The sequence below is a fragment of the Nocardioides psychrotolerans genome (assembly GCF_900113685.1).
GTDB lineage: Bacteria > Actinomycetota > Actinomycetes > Propionibacteriales > Nocardioidaceae > Nocardioides > Nocardioides psychrotolerans.
Window position 1 is genome coordinate 34,920 of sequence record NZ_FOQG01000013.1, and the last position, 19,303, is coordinate 54,222.

The window sequence follows — 19,303 nt, forward strand, 5'->3', positions numbered from 1 at the left end:
GCCAAGACCCGGTCAGCGGTCGGCCACTCGGTCGCCCTGCAGGAGCCAGGCCAGCACCCGGGTCCCGACGGGCAGCCCGTGGGCGTCGTAGTAGGAGAACATCGCCTGCAGCCATGCCTCCTCGCGCCCGGCGGGTTCCTTGTTCGGCCGTTCGACGAGCACCTCGACCCCGGCATCTGCGGCCAGCGCTGCGACGGTCGTCGCAACCGAGGCGAGCTCGTAGGTCGCGCCCTGGTGCCCGTCCTCGAGGAGCACCACGCCCGCCGCCCGGCCGACGTCGTCGAGGTCGGCGAACCCGAACGGCGCCGATGCGCTGTAGGGCAGGCGCACGGTCGTGCTCAGGTCGAGGTTCTGCAGGTAGGCGCCCGGCTGCAGGATCGTCCAGGCCGACCCCGAGGACCGCACCAGCTCCTCGGCCCGCGCCTTCGCCAGGTGGTGCGGCATCGCAGAGATGCCGGGTGAGGCGACCGAGTGGTAGACCACCCGCTCCACGCCGGCGTACGTCGCCGCGGCCAGCGTCGCGGCGACGTACGCCGGCTCGTCGGGGTGCAGGTTGGGCGCGATGACGTAGGCCGCGTCGCAGCCTTCCAACGCGCCGGGGAGGTCGGTCCAGGCAGCGCGACCGAGGGGCAGGGCCGGGTGGCCGCGCGCCTCGAGAGCCACGCAGACCGCGCGCCCGGTCTTGCCGGTGCCACCCACCACTGCGACCCTCATGGCGCGCAACCTACGTCGCCGCTGCTTCAGACCAGGTCGACGTCGGCGTGCAGCGCGCCGTCGGCCAGCTGCGCGTAGCCCGGCCCGCGGTCGAAGAACGCCTCGCTGGCCTCGGGACGCGAGGCGCGCTCGGCCGCCGTCGCCTCGGCGTCGAAGCTGAGGGAGTCGCCGTCGAGCGAGCCGGTGAGCACCACGCCGTAGGACGTCAGGGCCGCTTCGACCGAGACCTTGTGCCAGACCACGTCGCGGACGACGAGGGCCGGGTCGCGTTCGAGTGCGCTGCCCCAGCCGCCACCACCGGTGGTGCGGATGCGGACCACCTCACCGGCTTCGATGGGCTCGGCGTCGGCAAGAGCGTCGACCTCGCGCTCGTGCGGGCCGCCCGGGTCGATGACGACCGAGAACGGCTGACCGGCCAGGCCACCCTTGACGCCCCAGCAGGCCAGGATCGACCGGTCGGCGATCGACATGAAGTGCGCGTCCTTGAGCATCCGGATGTGCTTCTCGTAGCCGAGCCCGCCGCGGAACTTGCCGGCGCCACCGGAGTCCTTGGCCAGGCCCAGGCTCTCGACCCGGAACGGGAAGCGCGCCTCGGTGAACTCGCTCGGGAGGTTGCGGGAGTCGGGCACCACGTGGATGGTGTCCTCCCCGTCGGCGTAGTAGCGACCTCCGGAGCCACCGCCCAGCACCTCACGCATCAGGTAGGGACGACCCTCGAGGTCGTCGCCGTAGACGCCGGTGTAGCGGATGGTCTCCTGGTCGGCCGGCATCTTGCCGTCGACGGCCTTGGCCACGACACCGGCGAGCACGCCGAGCAGCCGCAGGATCACGAAGGTGCGGGCGTTGGTGGGCGCCGGGAAGACAGGGGTGAGCAGGGTCCCCGGCGGCGGGAACCGCATCTCGATGAGCGGCACGATGCCTTCGTTGACGTCGAGCTCGGCCATCCGCTCGGGAGTCTCGGCCAGGTTGCGCAAGATGGGCGCGAGCCACTTCTTGAGGAAGACGCCGTCGCTGTAGTCGCCGCAGTGGTTGATCGGACCCTTGGCCTGCGGCGAGGTGCCGCCGAAGTCCAGGATCAGCCGTTCGCCGTCGGGGTCGTCGGCACCGGTGCGGGTCATCGTGATCCGCTGCGTGTGGAGCTGCGGCTCGTCGACCCCGTCGTGCTCGGCGTAGTCCTCCCACACCCACTCCCCCTCGGGGATCTGGGAGAGGATCTCGCGGCGGTACGTCGTGGTGGTGCGGTCGATGATCGCGTCGAAGCAGGACTCGACCGTGGCGATGCCGTAGCGGTCGAAGAGCTCACCGAGCCGGCGCGCACCCATCAGGCAGGCGGAGCACTCGGCGTCGAGGTCGGCGGAGAGCGACTCGGGCATCCGCGAGTTGCGGGTCATGATCGACAGGGCAGCCTTGTTGGGCACCCCGGCATCCCAGAGTCGGATCGGGGGGACCATCAGGCCCTCCTCGAAGACGCTGGTGGCGTTGGAGGGCATCGAGCCGGGGACAGCCCCGCCGATGTCGTCGTGGTGACCGAAGGCCTGGACGAAGGCGACGACCGTGCGCTCGCCCGCGGGGCCGGCGAAGACCGGCACGGTGACGCAGAGGTCTGGCAGGTGCCCGATGCCGCCCTCGGAGCGGTAGACGTCGTTGTGGAAGAAGACGTCGCCCTCGCGCATCTCCTCGAGCGGGAAGTCCCGCGCGATCGGGTGCACCAGCGCCGAGTAGGAGCGACCCGTGAGCTTGCGCAGCAGGCGGTCGTGGATCCCGGCGCGGAAGTCGTGGGCGTCGCGGATCATCGGGCTGCGGCTGGTGCGGCCGATCGCGGTCTCGACCTCCATCTCGACCGAGGCCAGGGAGCCCTGGACGATCTCGACGAGGACCGGGTCGGCGCTGGCGCCCTTGTCGTCGGTCAGGTGGCCGAAGGGGAACTGGGTGGGAGCCCGGCGGCTGGTGGTGTCACCGGGACCGTCCTGGGGTGCGGTGAGGACGACACCGGCCGAGTTGGTGCACATCAGTTGTTCTCCTCGTTCGTGCCGGGGGTGGTCTCGACGCGGGTGACGATGACGTTGAGGTACTGGTCGATGCGGGCCGTGAAGCCGGGGTGCAGCGGCACCGTGGAGCCGAACTCCTCGATGATCGCCGGGCCGGTCACGACCATGCCGGGCTGGAGGTCGTTGCGCCACAGGACCGGGGTGTCGACGTAGCCGTCGGCCGGCTCGAAGCAGACCGGGCGGCGGCCCTTCTCGTCCGGAACTCTGCCGTCGCCCACGGGTGAGCGGGCGATCTCGGGCCGCTGGATCGGGCCGACGCCGGAGACCCTCAGGTTGACCCACTCGACCTGCTGGGCCGCGTCGCCTGCAAAGTCGTAGCCGTAGAGCGCCCTGTGCTCGGCGTGGAAGAGGTCGGCTACGGCGTCGAGCGCCGCGGCTTCGATCGCGCCCTCGGGCACCGCGACGCGCACCTCGAAGGCCTGGCCGAAGTAGCGCAGGTCGGCGGTGCGCACGAAGGAGTGATCGCTCTCTGCGAACCCCTCCTTGGTGAGCGCCTCGCGGGCGTTGCCGGTCAGCGTCTCGTACATCGCGGTGACGGTGGCCGGGTCCAGGGCATCGGCGAGCGAGACATGGGTCTGCACATAGTCGTTCTTGACGTCGACGGTGAGCAGGCCGAAGGCCGAGACGTTGCCCGGGTTCGGCGGGACCAGGACGGTGGGTATGCCGAGCACGTCGACCAAGCGGCACAGGAGCAGCGAGCCCGAGCCGCCGAAGGTGGTGAGGGCGAAGTCGCGGACGTCGAGACCACGCTTGACCGTCACCTGGCGCAGCGCGTTGGCCTGGTTCCACGCCGAGATCTCCAGGACGCCGGTGGCACAGGCCTCCGGCGTCATGCCGAGCCGGGCGGCGAGCTCGTTGATGCCGACGCGGGCCGCGTCGACGTCGAGCGGGATCTCACCGCCGAGCAGGTGCGGGGGGATCCGTCCGAGGAAGACGTGGGCGTCAGTGATGGTGACCTCGGTGCCGCCCTTGCCGTAACAGATCGGACCCGGGTCGGCGCCGGCCGACTGGGGACCGACCTTGAGGGTGCCCTCGGGCGAGAGCCAGGCGATCGAGCCGCCGCCGGCACCCACCGTGACGACATCGATCATCGGGATCTTGGACGGGAACGCCCCGACCGAGCCCTCGGTGGTCAAGGTCGGCTCACCGTCGATGACGACCGACACGTCGGTGGAGGTGCCGCCACCGTCGCTGGTGAGCACGCGGTCGAAGCCGGCGACCTTGGCGATCAGCGCCGCGCCGAGCGCACCGGCAGCCGGCCCCGACAGGACGGTGGTGATCGGCTGGTGGACGACCTCGTCGGCGCTGAGCACGCCGCCGTTGGACTTCATCACGTAGAACGGGACGTCGCGCTCGCCGGCGTACTCGGAGAGACGGGTCTTGATGTTGGTGACGTAAGCCGAGAGGCGCGGCTTGACCGCGGCGTCGACCAGGGTGGTCATGGCTCGCTCGTACTCGCGGTACTCGCGCAGCACCTGGCTGGAGAGCGAGACGACGGCGTCGGGGTGCTCCTCGAGCAGCACCTCGCGCATCCGCTCCTCGTGCTCGGCGTTGGCGTAGGAGTGCAGGAAGCAGACACCGAGGGTGTTGATGTCCTGGTCACGGAACCAGCGGGCCGCCGCGCGCGCGGACTCCTCGTCGAAGGGGCGGACCTCGGCACCGGTGAAGTCGAGGCGACCCCCGACCCCCTTGACCCGGTCGCGGGGGACGATCCGGTCGGGCTTGACCCAGAAGTAGGAGTTGCCATAGCCGTCGGGGACCGACTGGCGGGCGATCTCGAGCATCGCCTCGTAGCCCTCGGTGGTGATGAAGCCGAGGCGGTCGACCTTGCCCTCGAGCAGCTGGTTGGTCGCCACCGTGGTGCCGTGGCTGACCGCGGCGATCGCCTCACCGTCACCCTCCGGTAGACCGAGGAGTGCCAGGACCTTGTCGATGCCGGCCATGAAGCCGTCAGCAGGGTTGCCGGGTGTCGAAGGGGTCTTGGTCGTGACGAGCTCGCCGGACTGCTCGTCGAAGGCGACGACGTCGGTGAACGTGCCGCCTGTGTCGATGCCGATCCGGATGCTCCGCGAGCTGGGGGGTGCCATGGCACCGATTCAACCCGCACCGCCACCACCGAGCCACGGCATATCTTGCCGACCAGACGCGCGTTCGTCGGCAACCTCTGCTAGACGGGCTGTCCTGTCGCGGCCTCGAAGGCCGCCGCCACCTCGAGCAGTCGCCGCTCACCGCCGTGCGGCGCCACGATCTGGATGCCCACGGGCAGCCCGTCGGCGGTCAGCCCGGCCGGCACCGAGATGGCCGGGCAGCCGGTGACGGTGATGAGATATGAAGCACGCATCCAGTCGAGGTAGGTCGCCATGGGACGACCGTTGATCGCCGAGGGGTACTCCTGATCGGCCGGGAACGGCGGCACCTGGGAGGTCGGCAGCACCAGCACGTCATAGGAGGTGAAGAAGTGCCGCATCTGCTCCGAGAGCGCCGTGCGCTGGGTGTAGGCGCGTGCGACATCAGCGCCACTGAGCGTCTCCCCCAGCCTGATGTTGTCGGCGAGCGACTGCTTGAAGGAGCCGGGATGCTCCGCCAGGAGCCGGCCGAACTTCGCCTGCAGGTGCCAGGCGCGCAGCGTGCGGAACGTGTCGTCAGCCTCGACCAGGTCGGGGTGCGCGGCGCTCACCGAGGATCCGCCCGCGGTGAAGGCGGCACCCGACCCCTCGACGACGGCTGCGACCTCGTGGTCGACCTCGAAGGCGCCCCCCAGGTCGGTGGAGAGCGCCACACGGAGCCCGACCAGGGAGCCGGCCAGCGGCTCGGCGAACGCGGCTGCCGGGTCCCGCAGTGCCTGCGGCGTGCGTGGGTCGGGACCGGCCATCACCGAGAGCAGGAGCGCCAGGTCGCCGACGTTGCGGGCCATCGGGCCGCCGACCGAGGTCGACTCCCACTGGTTGTAGAGCGGCCACTCGGGGACGCGACCGAGCGAGGGGCGTAGCCCCACGACCCCGCAGAACGACGCAGGGTTGCGCAGCGAGCCGCCCATGTCGGAGCCGTCGGCCAGCGGCACCATGCCCGAGGCGAGAGCGCAGGCGGCACCGCCGGACGAGCCGCCGGCGGACCGGCTCGGGTCGACCGGGTTGCGGGTGAGCCCGAAGACGGTGTTGAAGGTGTGCGACCCGGCCGCGAACTCGGGCACGTTGGTCTTGCCCACCACGACGACGCCGGCACGGCGTACGCGCTCGACGAGCAGCTCGTCGGCCTCGGGGACGTGGTCGACGAAGAGCGGGGAGCCGTAGGTCGTGGGCCAACCGCCGACCGCGTGGGTGTCCTTGAAGGCGAACGGGAGCCCGTGCAACGGACCGACCGCCTCGCCGGAGGCCAGCGCCTCGTCGGCGGCCGCGGCGCCGGCGCGGGCCCGCTCCTCGTCGAGCGAAACGATCGCGTTGAGCTCGGGGTTGCGCTCGGCGATCCGGGCCAGGTGCAGGTCGAGCAGCTCCCGGGCCGAGATGGCGCGACCACGGACGGCGGCCACGAGCTCGCGTGCAGTCGAGTCGACGCTCAGGGCGCTCATGTCGCCGTCACTCGCTGACGTTCACGGACAGGCCGTGCGTGTCGGCCCTCATCGCCGACGGCCGAGGAGCGAGCCGGCGAGGACGCCGAGCAGCACCAGGCCGGCGCCCACGGCGATCCCCTTGAGGAGATCCTCCTGGGAGCTGACCCCGCTCTTCCTCGCGGGCGCGGTGAACACCGCGGCACCCGAAGGCGTCTCCGACAGGGTGACGGGAGCCCCGACGGCGACAACACCGGGAGCAGCGACTGTCGCGGCGATGCCGGTGAGCACCGCGTCGAGGTTTGCGAAGAATTCGCCGGCCATGCGACGCGAGACGCTGCTGAGCATCCGTTGGCCCACGCCTCCGACCATGCCGCCGACGACCGCGTCGGCGTCGTAGGTGATCGTCGTGGTGCCATCACCACCATCGACGAAGCCCACGACCACGTCGGCCCCGATCGTCCCGGGCGCACCTGCTCCCTGGAGCTTCATCATCAGGGAGCTGTGCTCGTCCAGGTCGGACAGCGCACACGAGCCCGAGTAGGTGCCCTTGATCGCGGCGACCCCGGCGGTGACGGTCATGGCATAGGCGTTCTCGCCGGTCGCCTCCAACCGCTCGCAGCCGGGGATGGTCCGCACGAGCACGGTCGGGTCGAGGATCGCGGACCAGACCCGGTCGACCGGGGCGTGCAGGACGGCGTCGCCGGTGAACTTCATGACTTCTCCTCGGCACGCTGCTGGCGCAGCGCGAACAGCTCGGACGGCGAGATCGGCATCGCCGTGATGGGAAATCCTTCGGCATCCTCGATCGCGGACGCGAAGACGGCCGCTGACGGGATCACGCCGGCCTCACCCGCGCCCTTGATGCCGAGGGGGTTGAGCGGGGACGGGGTCTCCAAGTGGTCGATGTCGATACCGTCCGGGACCTCGGTGACGTAGGGCATCAGGAAGTCCATGAACGAGGCATTGAGCAGCTGGCCCGACTCGTCGTAGGCCATCCGCTCGTAGAGCGCGCCCCCGATTCCCTGTGCGACGCCGCCGTGGATCTGGCCCTCGACGATCATCGGGTTGATCAGGTGGCCGCAGTCGTGGACGACGGCGTACTTGAGGATGGTGATCTCTGCGGTCAGTGGGTCCGTCTCGACGATCACGGCGTGCATGCCGGAGGCGAAGGTGGCCCGCTCGGGGGAGTAGAAGTCCTTGCCCTCCAGGCCCGGCTCCTCGTCCTCAGGCACTGGCGCCTTGCCGGGGTCACCCACGGAAAACTGGGTCGCGGCCTGGGAGGCCTCGTCGAAGGCGTAGCGCAGCGGGTTCGACAGCACCGCGACGGTGCCCAGGTCGATCGAGGACCCCGGCGAACCCTTGACCGAGACGACGCCCGCGATGATCTCGAGGTCGGACTCATCCGCCTCCAGGGCATCGGCGGCGATCCTGAGCACCTTCTCCTTGGCCCGCTTGGCGGCCAGGTGGATCGCGGATCCGCTCATTACCGCGGCGCGTGAGGCGAAGGTGCCGACGGCGTAAGGCATCCGGCGGGTGTCACCGGTGACCACCTCGATGTCCTCGAAGCGGCAGCCGAGCTCGTCGGCGACCAGCTGGGCGAAGACCGTGGCGTGCCCCTGGCCCTGCGTGGTCAGCCCGGTGGCGACCTTGACCTTGCCGGACGTCTCGATGTGGACGTGCGCGCCCTCGTAGGGACCGACGCCGGTGCCCTCGACGTAGCAGGCGAGGCCGATGCCGACCTTCCGACCGACGGCGGCCATCTCGGCCTGGTAGGCCGGGAACTCGTCCCAGCCGACCAGCGCCTTGATCTTCTCCAGCGATGCCGGGTAGTCACCGGAGTCGTACTCCAGCTCGCGGCCGTCCTGGAAGATCAGCCCCTGGTCGAACGGGAACTCGTCGGGCTGGATGAAGTTGACCGCACGCACCTCGGCGCGGTCCTTGCCGAGGTAGGCGGCGATGGCGTCCATCGTGCGCTCCATGGTGTAGCAGCCCTGGGGCCGCCCGGCGCCCCGGTAGGGCGTCACCATCACGGTGTTGGTGTAGAGCGACTCGAAAACGACGCGGTAGTTGTTCGGCTTGTAGGGCCCGAGAAGCTGGGTCGAGGTGATGATCGGGACGATCAGTCCGTAGGGCGAGTAGGCGCCGTGGTCGTGCCAGAATTCCACGTCGAGCCCGCACAGCCGACCATCGTCGTCGAAGCCGACCTCGACGTGGTGCACCTGCCCCCGCTCGTGCGCGGAGGAGATGAAGTGCTCGCGCCGGTCCTCGGTGAACTTCACCGTGCGACCCAGGGCGCGGGCCGCGAGCGGCACCAGCAGCTCCTCGGGCCAGGGGTGGACGATCTTGACGCCGAAGCCACCACCGACGTCGGGGGTGATCACGTCGACCTGACCGAGGTCGAGACCGAGCTTGACCGCGACAGCAGCGCGGACGCCGGTCGAGGTCTGGGTGGAGGTCCACACCTGGAGCCGGTTGATGTCGGCATCCCAGCGCGCGACGGTCCCCCGGCCCTCCATCGGCATGCAGGCGCTGCGCTCGACGGTCAGGTCGAGCTCAAGGCGGTGCGGCGCCGCGGCGATCGCGGTCGGCGCGTCGCCGACGTTCTGCTCGAGGCGGGCGCCGATGTTGCCGGGCACGTCCTCGTGGACGAGGTGCTGGGCGGCGCGGGCGTTGTCGATGCCCACGACCGGCTTGAGGAACTCGTAGGAGACCTTGATCAGGCCCACGGCGTCCTCGGCGACGTAGCGGTCGTCGGCCACGACGAAGGCGATCGCCTCGCCGACGTAGTTCACCTCGTCGCGGGCCAGGGCGTACTGGGTGCGGCCGTGGGTCAGCGCCGGGTGCGGGATGAGCAGCGGCAGCGGCTCGGCCATCGGGCCGGTGAGGTCGTCGTAGGTCCACACCGCGTGCACGCCGTCGAGGTCGAGGACCTCATCGACATCGATGTCGATGATCCGCGCATGGGCGTGCGGCGAGCGGAGCACCGCAGCGTGCAGGGTGCGGCCGTCGACGGCGATGTCGTCGACGTAGCGGCCCTCGCCGCGCAGGAAGCGCTGGTCCTCGACACGTTGGACCGCAGTGCCCATCAGCTTGGTGGTCACGAGGTGCGCTCCTCGATCAGGACGGCGGCGCGCTCCACGGCCTTGACGATGTTCTGGTAGCCGGTGCAACGACACAGGTTGCCGGCGATCATGTCGCGCGCCTCGTCGTGGGTGGGGCACGGGTTCTCCGCGAGCCCGGCCGTGATCGTGGTGAGGAACCCGGGGGTGCAGAAGCCGCACTGGAGGCCGTGACACTCCGCGAACGCCTGCTGGACCGGACCGAGTGAGCCATCGGGCTCGGTGAGCCCCTCGACGGTGGTGATCTCGGTGTCGATCGCGGAGACCGCGAAGATCAGGCAGGAGCGCATCGGCTTGCCGTCGACGAGAACCGTGCAGGCGCCGCAGACGCCGTGCTCGCAACCGACGTGGGTCCCGGTGAGCGCCAGGTCGTGGCGCAGCGCGTCGGACAGCAACCGTCGTGCGGGCACCTGGGTGTGGTGGGTCGTGCCGTTGACGACGAGTCGTACGTCGTGCAGCTCTTCGCTCATCGGGCGTTCCTCTCGCAGGCGTCCTCGTAGGCCGCGCGCAGGACGCGGCTCGTCAGGACCCGCACCAGCTGGGCGCGGTATTCGGGGGTGGCGTGGATGTCACCGTCGGGCTCGAGCTGGGCCACGGCAGTCTCGGCGCTCGCGGCCAGGGATGCCTCGTCGACCACGCCGGCCAGGTCGGCCGTGAGGTCGAGGACGGTCGGGAGCTCGTTGACCGACACGTAACCGGCTCTGGCCTCCACGACCCGGTCGCCCTCGAGCCGGACCAGCGCCGCCACCCCGCACAGGGCGTAGTCGCCGTGACGTCGGGCGATCTCGTCGAAGGCAACCCCCGCGCCCTCCGGGAGAGCCGGGAAGTAGGCCGACAGCGCGATCTCGTCGGGACGGAGCGAGGACTCGAGGGGGCCCAGGAAGAGCTCCTCCGCCGGGATCGTCCGTGGACCGGCGGTGGACTCGACGTCGACCGAGCCGCCCAGCAGGGTCAGGACGACCGGCATCTCGGCCGCGGCGTCCGCGTGGACGATCGAGCCTACGGTCGTACCGCGATTGCGGATCGTCGCGTGGGCGACGTGCTGCAGCGCCATCGCCAGCAGTGGCTGGACCCGCCGCGCCTCGGAGCTGGACAGGACGTCGGCGTGACGGGCGAGCGCACCCACCCGGACGCCGGCGTCCGTGACCACGATCTCGGCCAGGCCCGGGAGCCCGTTGATGTCGACCAGCAGGGCTGGTGCGGCGAGCCGCATCGACAACAGCGGGACCAGGCTCTGGCCACCTGCGAGCACCTTGGCGTCCGGTTCTCCGGCGAGGTCTGCCAGTGCTTGCTGCAGGGTGTCCGGCCGGCGGTACGCGAAGGGTGCTGGCTTCATAGTGCTTCGGTCACCTCATCTGCGCCACGGTTGGAGGCGCTCTCGTGTCCGCGGTTGATCATGTGGAAGAAGACGATGACCAGGATCGTGCCGAGGGCGATGCCGCTGAGCTCGAAGTTGTCACTGAACTTCATCGTGACGCCGCCGATGCCAGCGATGAGGCCCGCCGAGAGCCCCACCAGGTTCACCGGGTTGCCGAAGTCGACGCGGTTCTCGACCCAGATCTTGGCGCCGACGAGACCGATCATGCCGTAGAGGACGACCGTGATCCCGCCGAGGACGCCGCCGGGGGTCGCGCTGACGACGGCACCGAACTTGGGGCACAGACCGAGCAGGATCGCGACCGCGGCGGCGACGTAGTAGGCCGCTGTCGAGTAGACCTTGGTGGCACCCATGACACCGATGTTCTCGGCGTACGTCGTGGTGGGCGAGCCACCGAACGCGCTGGCGATGGCGGTGGCGAAGCCGTCGGCTCCGATGGCCCGACCCATGTAGGGGTCGAGGTCCTCGCCGGTCATCTCCGCGACGGCCTTGACGTGACCGGTGTTCTCGGCGATCAGTGCGATCACGCCGGGCAGCACGAGCAGGATGAACGTGAGTGAGAAGCTCGGGCCGTGCACGACCGAGACACCGTCAGCGAGGTTCCCCGACGGCAGGCCGACCCAGTCGGCGGCCTGAACGCCGGTCCAGCTCACGCGGTCGTGAGCCACGGCTTCCGTAGCCCCGCCCGGCACCGAGGTGATCTGGCCGAAGACGCCGTCGAAGACCCAGGAGAGCAGGTAACCGAAGATCAGGGCGAGGAAGACCGCGATGCGGCTCCAGAAGCCCGGGAAGAGCACCGCAGCGCACACCATGAAGGTGGCGGTCAGCAGAGCGACCCACTGGTCCTGGGGCCAGTAGATGCCGGCCACCACGGGAGCCAGGTTGAAGCCGATGAGCATGACGACCGCGCCGGTGACGGCCGGCGGCAGGATCTTGTGGATCAGGTGTGCGCCAGCGAAGTGCACGAGCACGCCCACGAGCAGCAGCACGACACCGGCGACCATGATCGCGCCGGTCACGTCGGCAGAGTCGCCGCCCAGTCCGCGGATGGCGGCCACGCTGGCCACGAAGGAGGCGCTGGTGCCCAGGTAGCTCGGCACCTTGTTGTTGCAGATGAGCAGGAACAAGATGGTGCAGATGCCCGAGAACAGGATCGCCAGGTTGGGGTCGAGCCCCATGACCAGCGGGAAGACGAAGGTGGCACCGAACATGGCGACCACGTGCTGGGCGCCGAGTCCGGCGGTCTTGCCCCAGGCGAGGCGCTGGTGGGGCATCACGGCCTCACCGGGTTTCGGATCTACGAGATCCCACTTGAACATCGACATTGACGGTCCCTCCCTGGCGCTCTGATTGGCCCCGAGACCTCACAAACTAGTGATCTTCATGACACACCGACGACAGCGACAACTGCCGAAGGAACGCCGGATCGACTGGCACTAGTTGCACGCACGCCGCCCCGCGTCGTGTCAGCATCAGCCCGCGATCTCGAGCACCCGGAGCGCGACCGCGACGTCGAGACGCAGGTGCGGATCGTTGGACAGGGGACCGAGCAGCCGCTCGAGCTTGCCGACGCGGTAGCGCATCGTGTTGTAGTGGAAGAACTGCAGGCGTGCGGCCTCGGCCACGTTGAAGTTGGTGTCCAGCAACACCTGGAGCGTCTCGCGCAGGTCGACGGCCTCCTCGGTGGGCTCGGCCAGCGGCCCGAGGACGTCGCGCACGAAGGAGCGCAGCTCCCCGGCATCGGGGATCAGCGCGATCAGCCGGTGCAGCCCGAGCTGGTCGAAGAAGGTGATCGAGCCTCCGCCGTTGACCCGACGCCCGACCTCCACGGCACGGCGTGCCTGGACATAGGCCTCGGGCAGCTCGTCGAGCGAGTGCGCCACCCGGCTGACCCCGACGGAGAAGGGTCGGCGCCCACCACCGCGGTCCCCCGACACCGCCGTCACCGTGCGGCGAACGACGCGGTCCCCGGCGACCGGGTCGTCGTCCCCGTCAGCGAGTGGCAGCAGCGTGACCACCTCCGAGGAGAAGTCGGCGCTGGGGATCCCGGAGTCCAGGTTGCCGCTGACCTGCTGCCAGGCGGCGGCGAACCGCTCCTGCCACTGGCGTCGCTGGGCGCGGGACGGATCCTCGTCGGCGCCGGGCGGGTCGATCTCGGCGGCCACCACGACCACCGGACGCCGCAGGTCCCAGCCGAAGGTATCGGCATGCTCCGCGACGTACTCCTCGTGGCCGGCACGGCGCAGGAAGAGGTCGCGCAGGAAATCGCCCCGGTACTTGTTCTCGACCGCGATGACGGCTTCCTCGCGGGTGATCAGCAGGGCTGCCACGGCCGCAGCCCGCTCGAGGGCGTGCACGTCGTCGGAGGAGATCGCGGCAGCCGAGCGGACGCAGACCAGTCGCGCCAGGTCGACGCCGCCGGCCGCCACCCGCAGGCAGCGCACCTCCCCCGGCCCCACCGAGACGGCGTCGTTGCCGATGCGCTCGACCCGTAACCGCCCCGTGGGGTCGAGCAGGTCGTCGCTCATCAGCTGGGTGCGCAGCTCAGGAGTGAGCGCCGCCGCCCGCTCCCGTCCGTCGGTGGAGGTGAAGAGCACGCCCACCTCCAGGACGCGGGCCACCTCGGCAGCGATGCCGTCCAGGTTCCCGCCCTCGAGCACGATGGTGGTCAATCCCGTGTGCAGGGCGTCTACGCGCGCCAGAGCAGCACTGGCATCGTCAGCGACTATCAACACTTGCGCTCCTCCTGAGAGATCGTTGGCACAACCTCACATCGGCAACCGTAATCCAGCCCACTAGCGTCGGTGTGGTGACCCCAGCCCGCGCGATCCCCGTGAGTGCGTCACCACGCGTCCGGGACCGCCTCGCGGTGGCAGCGGACGGTCCGGTACGGGTCCTCCACCGCGGGAGGCACGCGATCTACCTCGATCTCGAGGGGTGGTGTGTCGGGGTCGTCGGCAGCGCCGCGGTCGCCGTGCCGTGCGCTCTCAGGCTCGGAGCATCCGACCTGTCATGGCTGGTCTCGGTCTCGGTCTCGGCCCCGGTGCAGGTGCAGGTGCGCGACGGGATCCTCCACCTCGACGATGCGCCCCTCACGATCGGACGCCTGGTCGAGGTCAGGGCCCCCGCACTACGCCTCGCGCAGCTCCACCGGAGCCTGGCTGCCTCGGCCCGACGACACAGGTCTCTCCGGCCCGAGGTGGCCGAGCTCGTCGCCGACGTCGGCGGCCGGCCGCTGGAGCCAGCCGCTGTCGGTCGGCTCGTGGGCCGCGGTGACGGTCTCACCCCCCTCGGCGACGACCTGCTCTGTGGCTGGCTGGCCCTGCACCGCGCCGCCGGCATGACCACCCCCGCGATCGATGCGGCCGTCCTCGCGCTGCTCCACCGCACCACACTGTTGTCGGCCACCCTGCTCGACTGCGCCCTGCACGGCGAGGTGCTGCCGCAGTTCGCGGCGTACGTCGCGGCGCTGGGCACCCCCCACGAACCCACCGCCGCCGCGGCACTCGCCGCGGTGGGACACACGTCCGGCGCCGGTCTCCTGCACGGCGCCCACCTGGCGCTGACAGAGCTCGGCGCCTCGATCGGAGCTGCTGCATGAACACCCTCAGTCACGTCGAGCTGCGCCCCGGCGCCTATGCCGACTCGGTGACCCTGCTCCAGGTGAGCCGCGCGGTCCAAGGCCTGAACGGCGTCCTCGCCGCCCAGGTCGCCATGGCGACCGGTCTCAACGTCGAGGTCCTCACCGAGATGGGCTTCGAGGTGCCGCCCGACGCCACCACCAACGACCTCGTGGTCGCGCTCCGGCTGGCCGACGCGAGCGCGCTCGAGGCGGCCCTCGCCGGCGTCGAACGCGCACTGAAGGACGCCAACCGCCGCGAGTCGGGCCCCAGCGAGCTGGCCGCGCCGCGCACCACGGCGAGCGCCCTGCGCCGGGCCCCCGAGGGCCTGGCGCTGATCTCGGTGCCGGGCGCGAGCGCCCTCGTCGAGGCGATGGATGCCCTCGACGCGGGCCACGACGTGATGATCTTCAGCGACAACGTGCCCCTCGACCAGGAGCTCACGCTCAAGCGGACGGCGACGGAGCGCGGACTGCTGGTCATGGGCCCCGACTGCGGCACCGCGGTGGTCGGCGGCCTGGGCCTCGGCTTCGCCAACACCGTGGAGCCCGGCCCGGTCGGCATCGTCGCTGCCTCCGGCACCGGCTGCCAGCAGCTGCTGGCGCTGCTCGACCACGCCGGCGTCGGGGTCACCTCCGCCCTAGGTGTCGGTGGGCGCGACCTGTCGGCCGAGGTGCGGGGCCTGTCGACCCGCGAGGCACTTCGCCGTCTCGACGCCGACCCGGCCGTCGAGCTGATCGTGGTCGTCTCCAAGCCTCCGGCCAAGGAGGTGGCCACCGAGCTGCGCGCTTACTCCGACGGCCTGGACACGCCGGTCGAGCTCGCCCTGCTGGGCGCCGGCCGGCCCGACCTGACCGCGGCCACCGAGAGGGTGCTGACCCGCCTCGGGCGCGAGGTACCGACCTGGCCCGTGACCGGGAAGGCGACGGCCGCGACCTCCGGGCAGTTCCTGCGCGGCCTCTTCGTCGGCGGCACCCTCTGCGACGAGGCGATGCTGATCGCGAGCTCCGTCCTGGGCCCGGTGCGCAGCAACATCCCCCTCTCCCCCGAGCTGGCCCTGGGCGCCGACCTGACCGCGGCCGACCACACGATGGTCGATTTCGGTGACGATGCCCTGACCGCGGGTCGGGCGCACCCGATGATCGACGCCACGCTGCGACTGGACCACCTGGCTCGGGCTGCCGCGGACGAGACCACGGCCGTCATCCTGCTCGACGTGGTCCTCGGCCACGGCTCCGAGCCAGATCCCGCCGCCCTGCTCGGTCCTGCCATCGCCGCGGTGCGCCAGCCCGTGGTCGTGGCCCTCGTCGGCACCGACGCCGACCCCCAGGGTCTCGAGGGTCAGGTGCGCGCACTCGTCGCCGCCGGCGCCGAGGTTCACCTGTCCAACGCCGGGGCCACCCGACGCGCGATCGAGCTCATGAAGGGCCAGTCATGACGACCCCCACCCACGTCGTGTCCGCCGGTGTGGACCTCTTCGCTGACGCTGTGGCTGCCCAGGCCGTCGACGTCACCCGTGTCGACTGGCGCCCGCCGCTGCCCGGGACCGAGGCCGACCTCGCCGCCGTCGTCGGGGACCCCCGACGACACGCCGCGAACGAGCGGGCCGTCGCGGCGATGCTCGGTGTGACCGCTCGTCTGGTGGACGTGGCCCCGGCCAGCGAGGTGCTCGGCCTGCAGCGCGGGCAGTTCCTGCACGCGGGCCCCCCGATCACGTGGGACCGCGCCTCCGGACCGATGCGTGGCGCTCTCATGGGTGGCGCAGCGCTCGAGGGCCTGGTCACCGACCCCGAGGACGCAGTCGCGCTCTTCGAGTCCGGCAGCGGGGTCGAGCTCGAGCCGTGCCACCACCGCCGGACCGTCGGCCCGATGGCCGGGGTGGTCACCCCGAGCATGTGGATGTTCGTCCTCGAGGACACCACAACCGGCGCACGCACCCACTGCTCCCTCAACGAGGGGCTCGGCAAGGTGTTGCGCTACGGCGCCTATGGCCCCGACGTCCTGACCCGGCTGGGTTGGATGCGCGACGTGCTCGGCCCGCTGCTGCAGAGTGCCGTGCGTAGCGTCCGGGACAGCACCGGCCCGGTCGACGTGACCGGCATCCTCACCCAGATGCTCCAGATGGGCGACGAGGCCCACAACCGCAACCGGGCCGGCACCCTGATGATGCTGCGCGACCTCGCCCCGGCCATGGTCGCCAGTGGCCGCGACAGCACCGACGTAGCCGAGGCGCTGCGCTTCATCGGCAGCAACGACCACTTCTTCCTCAACCTCGCCATGCCTGCCTGCAAGCTCGCGCTCGACGCCGCACGCGACATCGACGGCTCGACCATGGTGGTGGCGATGGCGCGCAACGGCACCGACTTCGGGATCCAGGTCTCGGGAACCGGCAACGAGTGGTTCACCGGCCCGGCACAGGTCGCCGACGGCCTCTACCTCGGCGACTTCGGCCCCGAGGACGCCAACCCCGACATCGGCGACTCGGCCATCACCGAGACGGCCGGGATCGGCGGCTTCGCGATGGCCACCGCACCAGCCATCGTCCGTCTCGTCGGCGGCAGCGTCCCCGACGCACTCGCGACGACTCGTCGCATGCACGAGATCACCCTCGAGGAGAACCCCCGCTGGACGGTCCCGGTCCTGGAGTTCCAGGGCGTCCCGACCGGTATCGACGTCACCCTCGTCTGCCGGACCGGGATCCTGCCGCAGATCAACACCGGCATGGCCGGAGCCAAGGCAGGGGTCGGACAGGTCGGCGCCGGCCTGGTCAACCCTCCTCTGGAGATCTTCCCGAAGGCCCTGACCCGGCTCGCCGAGCGCGCCCGCGTCGCTCGGGTCGACTGATCGAGGGCACCTGCGCCGGGTCGAGTCGTGTGTCGGCGGCAGCGCCGCAGCCTGCTGTGCGGCACACGACCCGAGGTCAGAGGCAGGCCCCGCCGTTCAGGCCTCAGCCGGCCGCTCGTTGTAGACGCCGGCCGGCTGCTGGCCCGAGAGCTCACCGATGGCGGCCATGATCTCGTCGGTGACCTCGCGGCGCGCACGCCCGGAGGGCACGCCCTCGAAGCGTCCGGCCACGTGGATCGGCGCGCCGAAGGACACCGTGACCCGCGCCATCGTGGGGAACCTTGCCCCCACCGGCTGCAGGTGCTCGGTGCCGACCAGCCCGACGGGCACGACGGGCACGCCCGCAGTCAGCGCAAGGTGCGCGACGCCGGTGCGGCCGCGATAGAGCCGGCCGTCGCGCGAGCGGGTGCCCTCGGGGTAGATGCCGAACGCCCCGCCGCGACCCAGCACCTCCAACGCCGTTTCCAGGCTGGCGATCGCGGCCCTCGAGTCGTCACGGTCGACGGGCAGCATGCCGAGCCCCTCGAACCAGCCGCGCTGCAGCACGCCCCGCACCCCGGTGCCGGTGAAGTAGTCGGACTTGGCGAGGAACACCACGGGACGGGGAGCCACGATCGGGATGATCATCGAGTCGGCGAAGCTGAGGTGGTTGCTGGCGAGGATCACGCCGCCGCTGCTCGGGACGTGCTCGAGGCCGTGGACCGTCGGTCGCCACACGGCCTTCGCCAGCGGCGGGACGACGGCGTGCAGCACGTGATACATCACGCCGCCCAGTGTGCTGGTTACCCGCCGGTCCGCCGATTCGCCCTGCAGGTGGGCCCTATCGGCGGCTCAGGGGCCGTGCCACACGTAGGGCGTGGACGTGGTGACCCGGCGCAGGCCGGACCGCTCGAGGATCGGGCGCGACATCTCGGTGCAGTCGCTGTGCAGGTAGCGCACACCCCGCGCCATCGCCGACTCGGCCCGCGCCCCGGTCAGCGCCCGATAGATCCCCAGGCCGCGCCAGCCGGGAAGGGTCGCACCGCCCCACAGCCCCGCACACTGGGTCCCGGGCACCATCTCGAGCCGCCCCGCGCTGACCACCACACCGTCGGCGGACTCGGCCACCCAGACCTCGGTCAGTCCCTCGCTGCGCTCGACCCGCGCCAGGAGGTCGGCCCCGCTGCCCCCGCGCCCGAACACGCTGACCTGCATGTCGGCAGCCGCCTCGAGCAGCGCGACCCGGTCAGCGAGCCGGTCCACCCGTCGTACGACGATCCCCGCGGGCGGCTCCACGGCCGCGGCGAGGAGCGCCTCAGCCTCACCGAGCATGATCGTCTCCTGCTCCTCCGGCTCGAAGCCGGCGCGGAGCAACCGACCGTGGAGGTCGTCGGTGACGTCGTGATCCCGGGTCTTCCACTCCACCGAGTCCACCGCCGGGTCTGCGGAGAAGTGCTCCACGCTGCGTCGGATCAGCCCGTCCAGCTCGGCGCCCGCGACGTGCGTCAGCGACCGGTAGCTGACCAGGCCTCCGAAGCCGTAGGTGGCCCGCCACACCGGCCCGTCCTGGTCCCAGGCAGTGCTGCCGATCACCTCGGACTCCCCGCGCAACTGGTGGTCGTAGATCTCGAGCAGGTCGTCGGTCATGTGCCCATCATCACCCCGGCGCCGAAGAGGCGGCGCTCACCAGTCGAGCAGCGCCGACACCTGCTGCGCCAGGGTCATGGGGTCGAACGGCTTCGGGATCACCCCGGCGATCGGCAGCCCGTCCCACACCTGGTGCTCGTCAGCCTGCCGCTTGGCGGTGACCAGGATGACGGGGATGTGCTGCGTGCGCTCGTCGGCCCGCAGCCGGTGGAAGGTCTCGATGCCGTCCATGACGGGCATCATCACGTCCAGCAGGATCGCATGAGGACGATGCTCAGCGGCCTGCTCCAAGGCGGACGCTCCGCCCCCGGCGGCGAGCACCTGCCACCCGCCCACGAGCTCGAGCGAGAGCTGGGCGATCTCACGGATCGAGTCGTCGTCGTCGACGACCAGCACGAGAGGCATCG

16 protein-coding genes are annotated in these 19,303 nt (G+C 70.9%); 3 read left to right on the plus strand and 13 right to left on the minus strand.

Translation table 11 applies throughout. The annotated features are described in order from the left end of the window. Positions 1-12 precede the first annotated feature (12 nt). The 10 genes from BM204_RS15315 to BM204_RS15360 form a co-directional block, all read right to left on the minus strand. Positions 13-714: an SDR family oxidoreductase gene (locus BM204_RS15315; RefSeq protein ID WP_091115045.1), complete on the minus strand. Its 702-nt coding sequence runs from the start codon at positions 712-714 to the stop codon at positions 13-15. A gap of 26 nt (positions 715-740) precedes the next feature. Further along, on the minus strand, positions 741-2,723 hold the full coding sequence (locus BM204_RS15320) for a hydantoinase B/oxoprolinase family protein (protein ID WP_091115047.1): 1,983 nt from the start codon (positions 2,721-2,723) through the stop codon (positions 741-743). Continuing rightward, a complete protein-coding gene (locus BM204_RS15325; protein ID WP_091115049.1) occupies positions 2,723-4,849 on the minus strand; it encodes a hydantoinase/oxoprolinase family protein in 2,127 nt (708 codons plus the stop codon). Before BM204_RS15325 ends, BM204_RS15320 begins: the two co-directional genes overlap by 1 nt. An 80-nt stretch (positions 4,850-4,929) precedes the next feature. Next, entirely contained in the window at positions 4,930-6,327 is a 1,398-nt protein-coding gene (locus BM204_RS15330) for an amidase (RefSeq protein WP_091115051.1), read from the minus strand. Between the two features lie 48 nt (positions 6,328-6,375). Beyond that, on the minus strand, positions 6,376-7,023 hold the full coding sequence (locus tag BM204_RS15335) for an SRPBCC family protein (RefSeq protein WP_091115053.1): 648 nt from the start codon (positions 7,021-7,023) through the stop codon (positions 6,376-6,378). Continuing rightward, entirely contained in the window at positions 7,020-9,410 is a 2,391-nt protein-coding gene (cutA, locus tag BM204_RS15340) for an aerobic carbon-monoxide dehydrogenase large subunit (RefSeq protein ID WP_091115056.1), read from the minus strand. The genes BM204_RS15335 and cutA overlap by 4 nt, the downstream gene beginning before the upstream one ends. After that, positions 9,407-9,898, minus strand: a complete 492-nt coding sequence (locus tag BM204_RS15345) for a (2Fe-2S)-binding protein (RefSeq protein ID WP_091115058.1) — start codon at positions 9,896-9,898, stop codon at positions 9,407-9,409. The genes cutA and BM204_RS15345 overlap by 4 nt, the downstream gene beginning before the upstream one ends. Further along, on the minus strand, positions 9,895-10,764 hold the full coding sequence (locus BM204_RS15350; RefSeq protein WP_091115060.1) for an FAD binding domain-containing protein: 870 nt from the start codon (positions 10,762-10,764) through the stop codon (positions 9,895-9,897). Before BM204_RS15350 ends, BM204_RS15345 begins: the two co-directional genes overlap by 4 nt. Continuing rightward, positions 10,761-12,080, minus strand: a complete 1,320-nt coding sequence (locus BM204_RS15355) for a uracil-xanthine permease family protein (protein WP_246166297.1) — start codon at positions 12,078-12,080, stop codon at positions 10,761-10,763. The genes BM204_RS15350 and BM204_RS15355 overlap by 4 nt, the downstream gene beginning before the upstream one ends. Positions 12,081-12,278: 198 nt before the next feature. Beyond that, positions 12,279-13,478 (minus strand): PucR family transcriptional regulator, encoded by a 1,200-nt coding sequence (locus BM204_RS15360; protein ID WP_218031250.1) that lies wholly within the window; start codon positions 13,476-13,478, stop codon positions 12,279-12,281. A gap of 137 nt (positions 13,479-13,615) precedes the next feature. On the opposite strand from BM204_RS15360, the gene BM204_RS15365 reads away from it, so the two are divergent. The 3 genes from BM204_RS15365 to BM204_RS15375 are packed head-to-tail and all read left to right on the plus strand — an operon-like array spanning position 13,616 to position 17,270. Further along, the gene (locus BM204_RS15365) at positions 13,616-14,407 is read left to right on the plus strand and encodes an oxamate carbamoyltransferase subunit AllH family protein (protein WP_218031249.1); all 792 of its coding nucleotides are present in this window, start codon (positions 13,616-13,618) and stop codon (positions 14,405-14,407) included. Further along, the gene (locus tag BM204_RS15370) at positions 14,404-15,864 is read left to right on the plus strand and encodes an AllF/FdrA family protein (protein ID WP_091115066.1); all 1,461 of its coding nucleotides are present in this window, start codon (positions 14,404-14,406) and stop codon (positions 15,862-15,864) included. The genes BM204_RS15365 and BM204_RS15370 overlap by 4 nt, the downstream gene beginning before the upstream one ends. Continuing rightward, complete coding sequence (locus tag BM204_RS15375) at positions 15,861-17,270, plus strand: YlbE family protein (RefSeq protein WP_091115068.1); 1,410 nt, start codon at positions 15,861-15,863, stop codon at positions 17,268-17,270. Before BM204_RS15370 ends, BM204_RS15375 begins: the two co-directional genes overlap by 4 nt. Positions 17,271-17,366: 96 nt before the next feature. Here the strand turns inward: BM204_RS15375 and BM204_RS15380 are convergent, their stop codons facing one another. The 3 genes from BM204_RS15380 to BM204_RS15390 all read right to left on the minus strand — a co-directional run bounded on the left by BM204_RS15380 (position 17,367) and on the right by BM204_RS15390 (position 19,301). After that, on the minus strand, positions 17,367-18,032 hold the full coding sequence (locus BM204_RS15380) for a lysophospholipid acyltransferase family protein (RefSeq protein WP_091115070.1): 666 nt from the start codon (positions 18,030-18,032) through the stop codon (positions 17,367-17,369). A 69-nt stretch (positions 18,033-18,101) separates the two neighbouring features. Next, positions 18,102-18,896, minus strand: a complete 795-nt coding sequence (locus BM204_RS15385) for a C2 domain-containing protein (protein WP_091115120.1) — start codon at positions 18,894-18,896, stop codon at positions 18,102-18,104. A gap of 36 nt (positions 18,897-18,932) precedes the next feature. Beyond that, positions 18,933-19,301, minus strand: coding sequence for a response regulator (locus BM204_RS15390; RefSeq protein ID WP_091115269.1), 369 nt, complete (start codon positions 19,299-19,301; stop codon positions 18,933-18,935). Positions 19,302-19,303 lie beyond the last annotated feature (2 nt).

Coding starts and splice junctions, on each gene's coding strand:
- BM204_RS15315 (WP_091115045.1), bottom strand. CDS start 714: ATGAGGGTCGCAGTGGTGGGTGGCACCGGCAAGACCGGGCGCGCGGTC.
- BM204_RS15320 (WP_091115047.1), bottom strand. CDS start 2,723: ATGTGCACCAACTCGGCCGGTGTCGTCCTCACCGCACCCCAGGACGGT.
- BM204_RS15325 (WP_091115049.1), bottom strand. CDS start 4,849: ATGGCACCCCCCAGCTCGCGGAGCATCCGGATCGGCATCGACACAGGC.
- BM204_RS15330 (WP_091115051.1), bottom strand. CDS start 6,327: ATGAGCGCCCTGAGCGTCGACTCGACTGCACGCGAGCTCGTGGCCGCC.
- BM204_RS15335 (WP_091115053.1), bottom strand. CDS start 7,023: ATGAAGTTCACCGGCGACGCCGTCCTGCACGCCCCGGTCGACCGGGTC.
- BM204_RS15345 (WP_091115058.1), bottom strand. CDS start 9,898: ATGAGCGAAGAGCTGCACGACGTACGACTCGTCGTCAACGGCACGACC.
- BM204_RS15350 (WP_091115060.1), bottom strand. CDS start 10,764: ATGAAGCCAGCACCCTTCGCGTACCGCCGGCCGGACACCCTGCAGCAA.
- BM204_RS15355 (WP_246166297.1), bottom strand. CDS start 12,080: ATGCCCCACCAGCGCCTCGCCTGGGGCAAGACCGCCGGACTCGGCGCC.
- BM204_RS15370 (WP_091115066.1), top strand. CDS start 14,404: ATGAACACCCTCAGTCACGTCGAGCTGCGCCCCGGCGCCTATGCCGAC.
- BM204_RS15375 (WP_091115068.1), top strand. CDS start 15,861: ATGACGACCCCCACCCACGTCGTGTCCGCCGGTGTGGACCTCTTCGCT.
- BM204_RS15380 (WP_091115070.1), bottom strand. CDS start 18,032: ATGTATCACGTGCTGCACGCCGTCGTCCCGCCGCTGGCGAAGGCCGTG.
- BM204_RS15385 (WP_091115120.1), bottom strand. CDS start 18,896: ATGACCGACGACCTGCTCGAGATCTACGACCACCAGTTGCGCGGGGAG.
- BM204_RS15390 (WP_091115269.1), bottom strand. CDS start 19,301: ATGCCTCTCGTGCTGGTCGTCGACGACGACGACTCGATCCGTGAGATC.